The sequence below is a fragment of the Corynebacterium sp. genome, assembly GCF_030532325.1.
GTDB lineage: Bacteria > Actinomycetota > Actinomycetes > Mycobacteriales > Mycobacteriaceae > Corynebacterium.
In genome coordinates, this window is record NZ_JAUNLS010000005.1 from 1 (window position 1) to 15,046 (window position 15,046).

Annotated in this window: 12 protein-coding genes; 6 read left to right on the forward strand and 6 right to left on the reverse strand. The window is 66.4% G+C overall.

Annotated features, from left to right (window positions below):
* The first annotated feature begins 378 nt into the window (after positions 1-378).
* The 5 genes from Q4E25_RS04165 to recR all read left to right on the forward strand — a co-directional run bounded on the left by Q4E25_RS04165 (position 379) and on the right by recR (position 5,889).
* A complete protein-coding gene (locus tag Q4E25_RS04165) occupies positions 379-1,650 on the forward strand; it encodes an aminotransferase class I/II-fold pyridoxal phosphate-dependent enzyme (protein ID WP_303154381.1) in 1,272 nt (423 codons plus the stop codon).
* Positions 1,651-1,806: 156 nt separating this feature from the next.
* Complete coding sequence (locus tag Q4E25_RS04170; protein ID WP_303154383.1) at positions 1,807-2,208, forward strand: suppressor of fused domain protein; 402 nt, start codon at positions 1,807-1,809, stop codon at positions 2,206-2,208.
* 11 nt (positions 2,209-2,219) lie between these two features.
* Positions 2,220-4,715: a DNA polymerase III subunit gamma and tau gene (locus Q4E25_RS04175; protein ID WP_303154385.1), complete on the forward strand. Its 2,496-nt coding sequence runs from the start codon at positions 2,220-2,222 to the stop codon at positions 4,713-4,715.
* Positions 4,716-4,788: 73 nt separating this feature from the next.
* On the forward strand, positions 4,789-5,163 hold the full coding sequence (locus Q4E25_RS04180; RefSeq protein WP_303154387.1) for a YbaB/EbfC family nucleoid-associated protein: 375 nt from the start codon (positions 4,789-4,791) through the stop codon (positions 5,161-5,163).
* Between the two features lie 69 nt (positions 5,164-5,232).
* Positions 5,233-5,889, forward strand: coding sequence for a recombination mediator RecR (gene recR / locus Q4E25_RS04185; protein WP_303154390.1), 657 nt, complete (start codon positions 5,233-5,235; stop codon positions 5,887-5,889).
* Positions 5,890-5,929: 40 nt separating this feature from the next.
* Here the strand turns inward: recR and Q4E25_RS04190 are convergent, their stop codons facing one another.
* The 5 genes from Q4E25_RS04190 to Q4E25_RS04210 form a co-directional block, all read right to left on the reverse strand.
* On the reverse strand, positions 5,930-6,682 hold the full coding sequence (locus Q4E25_RS04190) for a type 1 glutamine amidotransferase (RefSeq protein WP_303154392.1): 753 nt from the start codon (positions 6,680-6,682) through the stop codon (positions 5,930-5,932).
* The gene (locus Q4E25_RS04195; RefSeq protein ID WP_303154394.1) at positions 6,675-7,994 is read right to left on the reverse strand and encodes a MurT ligase domain-containing protein; all 1,320 of its coding nucleotides are present in this window, start codon (positions 7,992-7,994) and stop codon (positions 6,675-6,677) included. Before Q4E25_RS04195 ends, Q4E25_RS04190 begins: the two co-directional genes overlap by 8 nt.
* A 23-nt stretch (positions 7,995-8,017) precedes the next feature.
* Entirely contained in the window at positions 8,018-9,532 is a 1,515-nt protein-coding gene (locus Q4E25_RS04200; protein WP_303154395.1) for a DNA polymerase III subunit epsilon, read from the reverse strand.
* Between the two features lie 84 nt (positions 9,533-9,616).
* Entirely contained in the window at positions 9,617-11,260 is a 1,644-nt protein-coding gene (locus Q4E25_RS04205; RefSeq protein ID WP_303154398.1) for a hypothetical protein, read from the reverse strand.
* Between the two features lie 206 nt (positions 11,261-11,466).
* On the reverse strand, positions 11,467-12,411 hold the full coding sequence (locus Q4E25_RS04210; RefSeq protein WP_303154400.1) for a hypothetical protein: 945 nt from the start codon (positions 12,409-12,411) through the stop codon (positions 11,467-11,469).
* A 149-nt stretch (positions 12,412-12,560) separates the two neighbouring features.
* On the opposite strand from Q4E25_RS04210, the gene Q4E25_RS04215 reads away from it, so the two are divergent.
* Entirely contained in the window at positions 12,561-13,124 is a 564-nt protein-coding gene (locus Q4E25_RS04215) for a GtrA family protein (RefSeq protein ID WP_303154403.1), read from the forward strand.
* 42 nt (positions 13,125-13,166) lie between these two features.
* Here Q4E25_RS04215 and leuA read toward each other — a convergent pair whose 3' ends face one another.
* Positions 13,167-14,984 (reverse strand): 2-isopropylmalate synthase, encoded by a 1,818-nt coding sequence (gene leuA / locus Q4E25_RS04220; protein ID WP_303154406.1) that lies wholly within the window; start codon positions 14,982-14,984, stop codon positions 13,167-13,169.
* Positions 14,985-15,046 lie beyond the last annotated feature (62 nt).

A 15,046-nucleotide genomic window follows, 5' to 3' on the forward strand; every position in this document is an offset into this window, starting at 1 on the left:
TTCGACTAGCGGCCTATGTCACACGCCTGGAACGCGTGCGGGAGTCACATCCCTCAGGGGTTCAAATCCCCTATCCTCCGCCACAGGGAAGCCCTGGTTCTTCGGAACCGGGGCTTCCGTCATTTAATCTTCAGCCCCGCGGGTCGGTGGTCTCCCAGCTTCAAAATCCTGCTCGGATCGAGGGCTTTTCGGGCGTGAAATTGAAGCTGGGAGACTGCGGCCCCCGGTGAAGCGCCGGTGAGTTGCCTGCGACTGGTGCTGGGGAAGCAGGGACGTCGCCCAAGCGCTCAATTGCCGCCGGTAACCGTCTACACTGTCCATCTGATCGCGTTAGTATTGGTTGCCACATGTACGCACCACGTGCCGGAAGGAAGACGGATGTCGCTTCTTAAGCTTGAAAAGTCCGAGCTGGATGATCTCGCCACCCAGGTCCGCAAGGAATACGAAGAACTGAAGGCTAGGGGCCTGCAGCTCGACCTGACCCGTGGCAAGCCCAGCAAGTCGCAGCTGACGCTGTCCAATGACCTGCTGGAGCTGCCGGGTGCTGGCAACTACGTCGACGCCGCCGGCAACGATGTGCGCAACTACGGCAACCTTGAGGGCATCAAGGAGCTGCGCCAGCTATGGGGCAAGCTGACCAACACTGACCCTGAGCTGCTCGTCGCCGGGGACTCCTCCTCGCTCAACATCATGTTTGACCTGGTGTCGTGGTCCTACACCTTCGGCAACAACGATTCTGAGCGCCCGTGGTCCCAGGAAGAGACCGTCAAGTGGATTTGCCCCACCCCGGGCTATGACCGCCACTTCGCCATCACGGAGAAGCTGGGCTTCGAGCTCATCCAGATCCCCATGCTGGAGGACGGCCCGGATGTGGCGGCCGTCGCCGAGCTGGCCAAGGACCCGCAGGTCAAGGGCATGTGGATGGTGCCGATGTTTGCCAACCCCACCGGCGCCACCATCACGGAGGAGAAGGCCCGCACCCTGGCCTCCCTGGAGGCAGCCGCCCCGGACTTCCGCATCGTGTGGGACAACGCCTACGCAGTGCACACGCTGACCGACGAGTTCCCGGAGATCCTGCCGATCCTCGACATCGCACGCGAAGAGGGCAACCCCAACCGCTTCTGGGCTATGTCCTCGACCTCCAAGATCACCTTCGCTGGCTCGGGCGTGGCCTTCTTTGCTTCCTCCCGCGAGAACCTGGACTGGTACCTGTCCATCGCCGGCATCCGCGGCATCGGCCCGAACAAGGTCAACCAGCTCGCACACCAGCAGTTCTTCGGCTCCGCCGAGGGCGTGCGCGCGGTGATGCGCCGCCACACTGCGCTGCTGGCCCCGAAGTTCCAGGCCGTGCTGCGCATTCTGGATGATCGCCTCACGCAGTACGACGTCGCCCGCTGGACCGAGCCGAAGGGCGGTTACTTCGTCTCCCTCGACGTCGTCGACGGCACCGCCACCCGCGTGTGGGAGCTGGCCAAGGAGGCCGGCATCGTGCTCACCAAGGCGGGCTCCGCGTTCCCGCACGGCCACGACGAGAATGACCGCAACATCCGCCTGGCTCCCTCCCTGCCGCCGCAGGAGGAGGTCGAGCTGGCCATGGATGGCGTGGCAACTTGCGTGCTGCTCGCCGCTCTGGAGAAGCTGGGGGCTTAAGCCATCAACAAGGACGAGACCGCTTTCTGGCTTGCTCAGTGCGTTCCCGCGGAGCTGGAGTTCCGCACCGTTGAGGGCCAGAGGGTTGGCTTCGCCGAGCTTGATGGCGCCCAATCCCTCGCCCTGACCACTGAGTTCGCTGAGGTCGATACGGGCTTGACGCACGTTGAGCGCGGCGTCGACGTGCGCTGCGAGCTGCTTACCGTCGCCCGCGCCGAGCCCGCCGCCGCGGTGGCCGCCGTGCTGTCCGCGGCGCGCCTGCTGGCCCGGGCCAAGGGCGTGGTGCCCGCCCAGCCGGGTGTGTTGTTGCCGGAGCTTTTTCCTAGCGACGACCCACGATTCACCAGCTTCAGCGTGCGCCACGGCCTGCTCATCGCCCCCTTTCTGTGGGGCGGGCAAACTCCGCAGGTGGTGGAGGAGAATCGCGTCACTGTGGTCTGCCAGTTGCTCATGCTTAGCGACGCCGAGTATGCCTACGCCGTCGAGGAGGGCGTCGGCGCCATGCAGCAGGCGGTGGCGGACGCGGGCATCGACGTCTTGGATTGGCGGAGACGCTAGACTGGCTAACCGTGGCTCTTTACCGGAAATATCGTCCAGCAACTTTCGCGGAAGTGGTAGGCCAAGAGCAGGTCACCACCCCTTTGTCCGCGGCCCTCGACGCAGGGCGCATCAACCACGCCTACCTGTTTTCCGGCCCGCGCGGCTGCGGTAAGACCTCCTCTGCGCGCATCATGGCGCGCTCGCTGAACTGCGAGCACGGGCCTACCTCTACGCCGTGCGGAGTGTGTGATTCCTGCGTGTCCCTGGCCCCCGGCGGGCCGGGCAACCTCGATGTCACTGAGCTTGACGCCGCCTCCCACAACGGCGTGGAGGACATGCGCGAGCTGCGTGACCGCGCCTACTACGCGCCGGCGGAGTCGCGTTACCGCATCTTCATCATCGACGAGGCACACATGATTTCCGCCTCCGGCGCTAATGCCCTGCTCAAGGTGGTGGAGGAGCCTCCGGAGCACGTCATCTTTATCTTTGCCACCACGGAGCCGGAAAAGATCATCGGAACCATCCGCTCGCGTACCCACCACTATCCCTTCCGCCTTCTCACCCCGCCGGCGATGAATGGCCTGCTGGAGCGCACGGTGGCCGCGGAGGGCGTGCACGTGGATGATTCGGTGTACCCTATGGTCATTCAGGCCGGCGGTGGCTCGCCGCGCGATACGCTGTCCATCCTGGATCAGTTGCTGGCGGGTGCGGGCCCGGATGGGCTGACGTACGACGTCGCCCGTCCGCTGCTGGGCGTGACGGATCTCGGTTTGCTGGATAACACGATTGAGGCCCTGGCCAGCCAGGATAAGGCTGGTTTGTTCCGCTTGGTCGACGGCGTCATTGAGGCCGGGCACGAGCCGCGGCGTTTTGCCATTGACCTGCTGGACCGCTTGCGCGATCTGATGATCCTGCAGGCCGTGCCCACCGCAGTGGAGGAGGGGCTGGTCTCCGCGCCGACTGACCGCGGTGAGATTCTCAGCGCCCAGGCGCAGCGCTTCTCGGGCCCGCAGCTGGCCTACCTGGCTGAGACCGTCAACGATCGCATCTCGACGCTGCGCGGGGCCACCTCTCCGCGCCTGCTGCTGGAGATCCTCTGCGCTCACCTGCTCGTGGGCTCGGCCCCGGCCGCAGCCGCGGCGGGCTCGGGCGTGCAACTGCCGCAGGGGATGCCGGGTGGCGCGCAGGCGCCGAAGCAAACACAGACACCAACATCAGCACAAGCTCAGAGCCAGGGTGCCCAAGCACCCGCGCAATCCGCCGTGGCCAGCGCGCAGGACCCCGCAGCTGCTGCCGCTGCCATCCTGGCCAGCCGCCGCAACCGCCAGGCCCAGCAGGAGGAGCAAGCTCAGCAAGAGCAACAAGCCCAGCAGGCACCTGCGCCTGAGCAGCCCCAGCACGAGCCCGCTCTGCAGCCAGAGGCTCAGCAGCCACAGGCTCAGCCCACGCAGGCAGAGGCCCACGAATCGCCTGAGCAGCTGGCTGAACGCGTGCGCGGCCAGTGGGCTGACCTGCGCGTGCGGGTGGGCCGCCGCAACAAGATTGCGGAGATCATGCTCGCAGAGGCCCGGGTACTGGGGATCCGCGATGACATCCTGGTACTGGGCCACACCACGGGCGCGTTGGCGCAGCGCATCAACGCCCCGGAGAACAACAAGGACATCGTGGCTGTGCTCAAGGAGGAGTACAACCGGGACCTGCAGGTCGAGTGCATCATCGGCACGGACCCGAAGGCCGCTGGGTTCAGCGGTCAGCAGCCGGTGACTCGCCAGGCGTGGAACCCCAACCAGGCCCAGCGCGAGAGCGCCGAGCCCGAACAGGAGCCTGAGAGTCCTAGCCCGCAGACCGATCCCCAGTCGCAGCCAGAGCGCGCGCCCGAGGCGCCCGCGCAGGGAGCTGCGCCTGCGGAAGAGTCTGCTGATCCCTGGGGCGTCCCGCGGCCCATCGGGCGCGGCGCGCAGCCACAGCCGGAGCCAGAACGGCAGACTCAGCAACAGCAACAGCAACAGCCACGGCCGCAGCCGCAGCGCCAGGAACAACCGCAGCAGCCTCCCCGGGTGCAGGCTCAGCCACAGCAGCAGCCACAGCGCCAGGAGCAGCCCCAGCAGCAGGTGCCGGACTGGCGCTCGCGCATCGCGCGGGCAACGGAAAGTGCGGCGGCGCGCGATGCCGCCTACAACGCGGTGCCCAAGTTCGGTGACGGCGTGCCGCTGCCGCCGGAGCCCGCCCCGGAGGGAGCGGAGTACGAGCCGCCCTTCGAGGCGCCGCCGGAGGAGTACTACCCGCCGGAGGATGCGGGTGGGCAGCAGGGGGCGTCGCCAAGCGGAGCACCGCAGGCGGGGCAGCAGTATCAGCCCCAATCCCAGCCGCAACAACAGCAGCAGCCAGCGCAGCCATATACCCGCGATGATGAAGAGCGGGAGATGATGGAGGCCGCGCGCGATGCCGGCGAGCTGGACCACCGCACCGCCACCGAGGTGGCTATGGAATTGCTCACCCAGGAGCTAGGGGCGCGGCGCCTGTAGAGCGCACTCGGTACTCTGGTGCCGGTACACTGAGCAGATAGAAATTACAGACGAAGAATGAAAGGACCTTCCCATGACCGATCCGATGCAGCAGGCAAATGACATGAACGAACTGCTGGCACAGGCTGCCCGCGTGCAGGCTGAGCTGCAGAAGGCGCAGGAGGAGATCCTCGCCGCCACCGTCACTGGCACCGCAGGCAACGGCCTGGTCAAGGTCACCATGACCGGTGGCGCTGAGCTCAAGGAGGTCAGCATCGATAAGTCTGTCGTGGACCCGGAGGACGTGGAGACCCTGCAGGACCTCATCATCGGCGCCTTCAAGGAGGCTCACCGCAAGGCCGGCGAGCTGGCGCAGGAGAAGATTGGTCCGCTTTCCCAGGGCATGGGCCAGTCCCAGCAGAACTACGATGGCCCGTCCATCGAGGATGTCTTTGGCAACCAGAACTAAGCCACGCGTTACACTAAAAGGCAGTCGCCCCGCAGTGGGGCGCGGTCTTTTGTCGATTAAGGGAGCAACGTGTTCGAAGGACCTCTGCAGGATCTGATTGACGAGTTTTCGCGCCTGCCCGGCGTGGGCCCCAAGTCCGCCCAACGCATCGCCTTCCACGTCCTGCACATGGACCCCGAAGACATCGAGCGCCTGCAAAACGCCCTCGGCGCGGTGCGCGACGGCGTGCAGTTCTGCCGCATCTGCTGCAACATTTCCCGCGAGGATGTGTGCCGCATCTGCATCAACTCCCAGCGCGATGCCTCCACCGTGTGCGTGGTGGAAGAGCCCAAGGACATCCAGGTCATCGAGCGCACTGGCGAGTACTCTGGCCGCTACCACGTGCTGGGCGGGGCGCTGGATCCGCTGGCCAATATCGGCCCAAAGGACCTCAACATCTCGCAGCTGCTGCAGCGCATCGGCGGGGTGCTGCCGGACCGCGAGCTGGCGGATTCCACCCCGGAACACCCGCTTTACGACGACACCCCGGCCATCACCGAGGTCATCCTGGCCACCGACCCCAACACCGAGGGTGAAGCCACCGCAGCCTACCTGGTGCGGCTGCTGCGCGATTTTCCTGATTTGAAGATCACGCGCCTGGCCTCCGGCATGCCGTTGGGCGGGGACTTGGAGTTCGTGGACGAGCTCACGCTCTCCCGCGCTTTGTCCGGCAGGCTCACTGTCTAAACTGCGGGCGGTCTAGGCCGCGGGCGCTGCCGCGACGAAGCTATTTCAGCCGCTCCTTGCGCAGCTGGGTGACCGCCGGGATGTCGAGGGGCTCCAGCTCTGCCAGGGCAATGCCCATGGCCTGGGCCAACAGGAGATCTGCCAGCTGCGGGTTGCGGGCGAGTGCTGGGCCGTGCATGTAGGTGGCAATGACGCTGCCCTGCACCGCGCCCTCGGCGTGGCGTTGCTGGGAGCCGTCGCGCAGATCCGCCGTCGCCGCGGTATCCGCGTTGCCCTGGCCGCGGGTGATTTTGCCCAGCGGCTGGGCGGCAGGGCCCAGGATGGTGGCACCCATGTGGTTCTCAAAGCCGGTGAGCGGCTCGGTGAGCTCGGCGGTGATGCCGGCGCCGGTGGGCTCGGAGGCCACCTCGCCGATGGCGCGCTCGGCCATGGAGGCGGTGGTGGCGTCGATAAGCCCCACGCCGTCGATGACGCGCCCGGAGGCCCGGAAGGACTCGCCGAGGACCTGCAGGCCCGCGCAGATGGACAGAATGGGCCGGCCGGCGTTCGCCGCACGCGTCAGGCCGCCGTCGGCGATGAGGTGCTCGGCCGCCAGGATTTGGGCCACGTCCTCGCCGCCGCCCAGGGTGTAGACGTCGAGGGAATCGGGCACCGGCTGGCCCAGCGTGATGGGGATGATCTCCGCCTCAAAGCCGCGCATCCGGGCGCGCTGGCGCAGGACGAGGGCGTTGCCGTCGTCGCCGTAGGTGCCCAGGACATCGGGGAGGATGAGGCCGATCTGCAGCTTAGTCATGGTGTGCTCCCTTCTGAGCATCCTGTGCAGCGGACTTTTCTGCCTTGACCGCGGCGTTGAGCGCCTTCTTGAGATCGCGGAAGGCGGTGTAGTTGGCCAGCACCTCCACGCGCCCGGCCGGGCAGGACGTGATGGCCTGCAGGGGATCGGGGATAAGCTCGTGGGAAATGTCCGCGTAGACCAGGCGCACGGCCAGATCGGTGCCGCGCTCGCCGCAGGCCTTTACGGCCAGCGAGCCGAAATCCTCAAAGCGAACGTCCCACAGCCAGGACATGTCCACGCCGTCGGCCACCTGGCCGTTGGCGGCGATGACCAGGCCGTCGGCGCTGCGATCCACCATGGACAGGGCCTCCTGCCAGCCGGCGGGGTTCTTGGCCAGCAGCAGGCGAATCTCTTGATCCCCCAGCGTGATGGTGGAGTAGCGCCCGGCGACGTCCGTGACGGATTCCGTGGCGGCGATGGCCTTGTCCAGATCCACCCCGAAGCCCTCGACGGCCGCGGCGATAGCCTGCGCGGCATTGCCGCGGTTGGCGCGGCCGGGCAGCGCCAGAGAGAGCTCGCGGGTGCCCTGCGGGGTGTGTAGCCCCTCGGCGTCGACGCTCCAGGTGGGCGTGGGGCGGCGGAACTCGCTGCCGTTAGGCAGCTTCTTCACGGCGTACCAGTCCTCGCCGTCGCGGATGATGTGGCCGCCGGTGCGCGGGCAGGTGACGGATTCTCCCAGCCAGCCGGCCCCGGCGGAGACCCACACGACGTTCTTGGCCTCGTAGGCCACGGAGGTCATGAGAACGTCGTCGCAGTTGGCAATGACGAGCATGTCCGGGTGGGCCTCCACCGTGGCGCGCAGGGCGCGCTCGATCTTGTTGATCTCGCCCACGCGGTCGAGCTGATCGCGCGAGAGGTTGAGCAGCACGAGGACCTGCGGGTTGAGCTTCTCCGCCACGTGGGGAACGTGCAGCTCGTCGACCTCCAGGACCAGGTGGGAGGCGGACTTACCGGCCAGCAGGGCGGAGATGATTCCAGCATCCATGTTGTCGCCGCCATCGTTGGTGGCCACGCTGTGGGCGCTGCGCACCGCCGCGGCGAGCATGCGGGTGGTGGTGGATTTTCCGTTGGTGCCGGTGACGAGCACGGCCGGGCGGTCCTTGGCCAGACCGTGCATGATGTTGGGATCGATAGCGCCTGCAACGAGGCCGCCGATCATGCCGCCGGCGCCGCGGCCCGTGGCCCGGGAAGCCGTCGTGGCCAGGGAGGCCGCGGCAGTGGCCACCGCGGTGCGCGCCGAGGCGAGGGCACCTGTGAAGTTAAAACTCATGCCTTTAGGGTAGCGGGGCGCGCCTAGCTATCGTGTGTGCGACCGCGGTTGTGTCCCGAATTCTGGGAGTTGCCCTTGCCGCCGCGGCGATTGCGCCCACCACGGCGCCGGCGCCTGCGGCTATTGCCGCTCTTGTTATTGCTGCCCTTGTTGCCCGTGTTGCCCTTGCTACCGTTGTTGCCGATGGTGGAGTCGCTGGACTGCTGGTTGTTGCTGCTGTTGCTGTTGCTGTTGCCGCCGTTCTGGCCAGCGCCCTGCTGGGAGCCGGACCTGCGCTTGGAACGGCGGCGGGCGGATCCGCCCGAGCGGCGGTTCTTCTGCTGTGGCTGCGATGGGCGCGAGCGTTGGCCTGAGGAGGAGGGCTCCTCGCTGGGCTCGACGGCCTCCTCGATGCGCTCCAGGGCGGCCAGGAATGCCTCATCCGCCATGAGCGGGATGTCCTTGCGGTGTGCGTGCATGGGCTTGCCGACGAGATCCGTGGTGATGTTGCAGACCACCAGGGAGGTCTCACGGGTGAGCTTCTCCGAATAGTTGAGCTCCTCGCGCACCAGCGCCTCGATGATCACATCCGGATCCATGGCGATCTCGGGGGCCACGACGATCTCCATGCCGCGGCGCAGCTCCTTGCCCGGAACATAAGGCCCGGGGTTGTGGTGCATGCGCGGGGCCTCGGCGGCGTCGACACGCAGCTGGGAGCGCTGCAATCCGAAGCGATCGGCGCGTAGATCTTCCGGGGTGTAGGAATTCAGCGGGCCCGCGGCCAGGCGCTGGTAGAGCGCCAGCAGGGTCTCGGTGGCCGCGCGGGAGGTTTCCGCCTCGCTGCGCTGCGCGCGCTCGTGGCTGGCGGTGGGATCCTCCGCGTCAAGGCCCGCGCGGCGGGCGACGGCGGCCAGGCGCACGTCGTTCTCCCAGATCTCCTGCAGACGTGCGGAGGCCAGGGTGTCGATGATGGCCACCGGTGCGGGCACGTGGCCCACCTTGGTGCGGCGCCGGCGGCCCTTGGAGCGATTGCGGCCCCGCGCGCGGTTCTGCCGGGCTGCGGCGGTCATGGCTCGGCGCGCCTCGGACACCAGGAAGCCCCATGTGTAGGGGGTGTCGTGGACGATGAGCGTGCGGCCGTCGATAAGCCTGTCCAAGGGCTTGAGCAGCGCAGAGAAGGACTGGCCCTGGGCGATCTCCTCGCGGCTGAGCCCGTGCAGGTGGAAGGGGCCGGGATCACCGTCGGGGTTGAGCACCGCGTGGAAGTCTTGGCCCACCTCGCCGGACTCGTTGAAGGTGAGGGCGTCAATAGTCAGCAGCCGCCCCGTCGAGGGATGGATGCCGGTGGTCTGCATGGTCAGTGCCACGAAGGGGAAGGCCGCGACGGCCTCCGCCTGTGCGGCCTGGCGCTGCTCGTTGCGGGAGCGTGCATCAGCGGACGCAGTGGAACGGTGGGTGGTGGGCCCCGGCTTGGGCGCGTGGTGGGAGGGCGACTGTGCCGGAGACGCCGATGCGGGGGAGTCTGCAGCGGGCGCAGGGGTGCCGGGGGTCGTCGTCATTGTTCTAAGTCTAATACCCGGGTGTGGGGATGTGGGAAAGGGCACACACTGCGCCGTGGTGGGTGGATACGGCGGACGGATGCGTTAGCCCTTAATCACGATGGTGCCCGGCGTGGTGTGCTCGGTGCGGCTCGGCGTGGGTGTTTCCTCCGGGGTGGAGGTCTCGGGGCGGATGGTGGTCCACTCCGGCGGCAGCAACACGGAGGTCTCCTCCTTGGTAAACGGCGTCTCGCTCGCGGGCGTTGAGGTCTGCTCCGTACGGGTGGTCGATTCTGACGTGCTGGTGCTCCCAGCCTGCTCGGTGCGCTCGGTGGTGGTCTCTTCCTCGCGGTGGTGCGAGTGCGAGGTTGACGGCGCACTCGGCTCCCCGCTTGGATCGAGGCCCGGAACGGGCGGCAGGGCGGAGGAGGGGAGCTCAGCGGAGGGAACAGTACTCGACGGCAGGCCGGCGGTGGCGGATGTCGAGGTCAGGGGCTGCGGTTCCGTCGCGGAGGTGGCAATGACCGTGCTGGTTCCCTCGCCGCTCTGCTCCCGCTCAGTGCTGGACTCGCGCGTGCGCTCGCGGGATTCCTCGCTTTCCTCTAGGGAGCTGGAGGAAGATTCGGCGGCGGAGCTGGAGGCGGATTCGCTCTCCGCAGAGTGCTCGGCCGAGGAGCCCTCGGCGTCCATGCTTTCATCGGCAGGCGCGATAGAGTGCTGGCCGGACTCTTCCTCAGAGAAAGTGGACGCGGCGATGGTAGCTGAGCCGCCGAGCACCACAGCCACCCCGGCCGCCACCGAGAGCTTGGCGCCCACGGCTGCGCTGACGGTCTGCGCAGCGACGCCCGCCGTGCCTGCGGTGCCCATGGTGCCCGCGGTGCCGACGGTGGTAGTCCCGGCCGTCGTGGCGACGGAAGCCGCGGGGGCGGAGAGGAAGGAGGTGGCCTGCGCTGCCTGCGCTGTGGCCTCAGCAGCGTGCGCGCGGGCGCGGGCCGCGGCCAAGGCGGACACGCCAAGAGAAGTAGCCGTGGCGGCACCGGCCGCACCGGCGATGGCGCCGCGGTGTGTGGAGGTCTCGCTGGCGTAGATAGTCAGGCTGGGCGCGCCCTCATCCAGGCAGTAGTAGGCGCGCGCGATGGGCGTGAGCCCATCCTGCTTGAGGTGACGCACGCTCTTCGTGAGCTGGCGGGCGGCGTCCTTGGGTAGGGAGGCCACCAGAGTGTTGTCCACGAAGACATTGACCGTGCGCCTGCCCCACAGGCGCTTGGCGTCCAGCCGCACGAGGATGTGCTCGGCGGAGGAGGGCAGCCGTGTCTCATCCACGAGGAAGTCAGTCACCGTGACCCCGGGGCCGCTTTCCATCATGGCCCAGCGCTCCGTGGGCGGGTTGTTCATGGGCACGCACAAACCTGGGGCGGGCAGAACTAGCTCGAAGGTGGGAATGGCGTCACCAGCGGCGTCCTCCTGCATGCGCACATGCGCGGTGACCTGCGGGGAAAGGCCAGCCTCCAGGATCCAATCGAACTCCGGGTAGTCCTGGGAATCTGCGGCAGAAAGAGAACCGAGCAGAATGTCGTCGCGGTGCACACGGAAGCCGGCGGCGGAGTTGCCGTACAGTACTACGGGGAAACACGTCTCCTTGTTCTCACCCAGGATGGTGAGGAACGTCTGCGGTGCGACCCCGTTGACGGAAAGGCGTCGCGGCACGCCAAAACCGCGTTCAGGAACTACGTAATTCGTGATCGCCATAGCCTGCCTTCAGTCTCTGCCTCTGTGCATCCACTGGGCAGCGTATAGGGGGATATTGTCAGAAAAAAGCGTAGAAAATAATTTCGCTAGGGGCTGCGGGGCGCGCTGGAACCGCGGTAACCCCTCATCTGCTGCCCACTTTACAGCCCTGCGCAGGCAGTATCCAAAACCAAATGCACTGGATAGAGCCTACAATAGGGCGACGGTCACAGTGCAAACGTGAGCATGGCAATCATCGCAACAACAACCAGCACCACGCACAGCATTAACCACGGCCGTCGGAAGTGCGCTGACCGTTGTTCCTGTGCATGTTCCTGCGCGTCCGGCTCCACATTGGCGGGAAGACGATCCAGCCGGGCGAGGTCAGAATCAGTAATGACGCGGAAGCTGGAGGTCTCAAAGGTCTGCGCCGCGTGGTGGGAGGACGGCGCGTGCTGGGTCAGTGCCCACTCCTGGCCGCTTCCCTGGGATTCCTGCGGCCCTGCGTAGATGTTGAGCACTCGGCGCCCGCCGCGCAGGAAGTGATAGGCGTGGGCCAGGGTGGTGTATCCCTGCGCGGCGTGCTCGGCGAGGACGGCGTGGAGGGAGGAGGGGGCGCTGTCCAGCACAGCAATGCTCTCTGTACCCAGAGCCACCTCCACTGGGCCCTCCGGCTGCGTGGCACGCAAGGTCACCAGCAGGTGCATGCGCGCGTGCGGGTCGATGCTGGGCGTGTCCTCCAACTGCGTCACGCTCAGCGGCGGGGCGTAGCTAAGCAACGCCCACGGCGTGGAAGGCGGGTTGTTGGCCGGCAGGCATAGGCCCGGGCGCGGCAGCAAGAGGGACATCGTGGGTGTACCGGCATTGGCATCCGCACCAGCCCGCAGCGTGGCGGCAGGGATTAGGCCGGCGTTGACCAGCAGCTCCAGCTCGGGGTACTGGGTGGCGTCCTCGGCGGTGATGTGGCCGAGCTCTTTGGCCGGGGCGCCTTCTGCCTCCACTCGCCAGCCGCCCCGGCCGTTGGGATGCAGCGTGGCGGTGACCTCGGTGGTGCCGCCGCCCGGTTGGCCCGCGGGGAAGCTGACCCCGGTGGCGGGGACGACGGGCACGGACTGCACCGCGCCGAGCCCACGGTGGGGAATGAGGTAGGTGGAAGAAGCGGAGGAGGACATACTTTAATCTCTAACTCACGTGCGCCGCGCGGCGCGAATTTTTCCAGTAGTAGGGGTAAACGATTAAACTCAAATAGGTTTTATTCATCGAAAGTAGGCTGTGACTATCCGTGAGTCATGGCTTACTAGGGACAGCAAAGGAGGTCGCCGTGGCGGATCTGAGCTTTGCGCGGTTTGCCTCCAACTTTGGGCAATTCCTCAAATTTGGACTCGTCGGCGGCTCCGGAACGCTGGTGAACATGCTCACCGCGGTGGTGGCCGCCAAGGTGGGGCTGGCGCTTGTTGGCGCCCAGCCCAACGACGCCTTCATGAACCTCTTCGGTTCCTCCTTCAACGTGCGCTGGTACATGGTCTTTTCCACCGTGGCCTTCCTTGTGGCCAACATGTGGAACTACCAGCTCAACAGGATGTGGACCTTCCGCTCAGTGGAGAAGGTCTCCTGGCTGCGCGGATTCTTCCCCTTCCTGCTCACCGGCATCGGTGCCTTTGTCGTTTCACTGGTTCTGCAGCACTTCCTCATGCACCCGGAGTCCCCCATCCAGCTGCCGCCGCACATCTTCGATGACTCCACGGGCTTCCGCAAGATGTACTACTGGGCCAACATGATATCCATCATCGTGGCCATGCCCATCAACTTCATCATCAACAAGGTGTGGACCTTCCGCTCGCAGCCGAAGGCCCCCGTCGTGGTGGAGGAGACGGATCCCCGTTAGCGGGTGCTGGCGCACCCGCTAGTTCAGTGCGCGGTTCACCACTCAGTTCAATGCGCGGTTCACCGCGGAGGCAATCGCGTTGAGCGACGCGCGCGTGGTGGAACCAGCGATGCCCGCGCCCCAGACCTCGGAGCCGTTGACCTCGGCGGCAATGTAGCAGGCGGCCTCGGCGTCGTCGCCAGCCGAGCGGGACTGCTGCGAGTAGTCGATGACCTCGAAATCGATGCCGATGCCTTCCAAGGCGTTAGCGAAGGCCGCAATCGGGCCGTTGCCGTGGCCGGAGACCACGCTGCGCTGGCCGGCGTAGACCACAGTGGCGGTGACCTTGGCGTCCTCGCCCTCGGTGGAGGCGTTATCCACTTGGTAGCTCACCAGTTCCAGCGGGGTGACGCGGTCCAGGTACTCGATGGCGAAGAGATCCCACATGCTCTTAGAGTTGACCTCGCCGCCCTCGGCGTCGGTCACCGCCTGCACCGCGGAGGAGAACTCCGCCTGCATGGCGCGCGGCATATTGATGCCGTGATCCGTCTTCATGATGTAAGCCACGCCGCCCTTGCCGGACTGCGAGTTCACGCGGATAACCGCCTGGTAGTCGCGGCCCACGTCCTTAGGATCGATGGGCAGGTAGGGGACCTCCCAGGTGATATCGCGCAGCTCCTCCCAGGAGACCTCCGTGTTGTTAGCACCGGGGCGGATCTCGTTGGCCAGGGCGTCCAGGCCCTTGTTGATGGCGTCCTGGTGGGAGCCGGAGAACGCGGTGAAGACCAGCTCTCCACCGTAGGGGTGACGCTCCGGAACACGAAGCTGGTTGCAGTACTCCACGGTCTCACGGATGGTCGGCAGGTCGGAGAAATCGATCTGCGGGTCCACGCCCTGGGTCAGCATGTTCAGGCCCAGGGTCACCAGATCAACGTTGCCGGTGCGCTCGCCGTTGCCAAACAGGCAGCCCTCGATGCGGTCCGCGCCGGCCATGTAGCCCAGCTCGGCGGCGGCGATGCCCTCGCCGCGGTCATTGTGCGGGTGCAGGGAGAGGATGATGGAATCGCGCTTGGCAAAGCTGCGGTGCATCCACTCGATCTGGTCCGCGTAGACGTTGGGGGAGATCATTTCCACCGTGGAGGGCAGGTTGATGATCATGGGGTTGTCGGGAGTGGAGCCCATGATGTCCACCACGGCGTCGCAGACCTCGACGGCGAACTCGCGCTCGGTGCCGGTGAAGGACTCCGGGGAGTACTCCCAGCGCCAGTTGGTGTCCGGGTAGTCCTGGGCGATCTCCTTGATCAGCGTGGCGGCGTCGGTAGCCAGCTTCTTGATGGCCGGGCGGTCCTTGCGGAAGACCACGCGGCGCTGCAGCTTCGAGGTGGAGTTGTAGAAGTGCACGATGACGTTCTTCGCCCCGGCGCAGGCCTCGAAGGTGCGGCGGATCAGGTGCTCGCGGGCCTGCACCAGCACCTGGATGGTGACGTCATCTGGGATCTTGTTGCCCTCGATGATCTCGCGCACAAAGGTGAAATCGGTCTGGGAGGCAGAGGGGAAGCCCACCTCGATCTCCTTGTAGCCCATCTTCACCAGCAGGTCGAACATGCGGTGCTTGCGCTCCGGGCTCATCGGATCGATCAGCGCCTGGTTGCCGTCGCGCAGATCCACCGCGCACCACTGCGGGGCGGTGGTGATCTTCTTATCCGGCCAGGTGCGGTCCGGCAGGGATACGTCCTCTACCTCGGTGGCGAAGTCCATGTAGCGGTGCACCGGCATGGAGGAGCCGCGCTGCTTGTTCCACGCGGGCTGGCCCTCGTTGCGGGGGCCGGTTGGGGTGGTGATCTGGCGGGGTGCGGAGATGAAAGCGTCAGAAGGGGACATGGCGAAGATTCCTTACACGTGTGTTAGTGGTTAAGCGTTCGGTGCACAGCTCGTGCACTCCG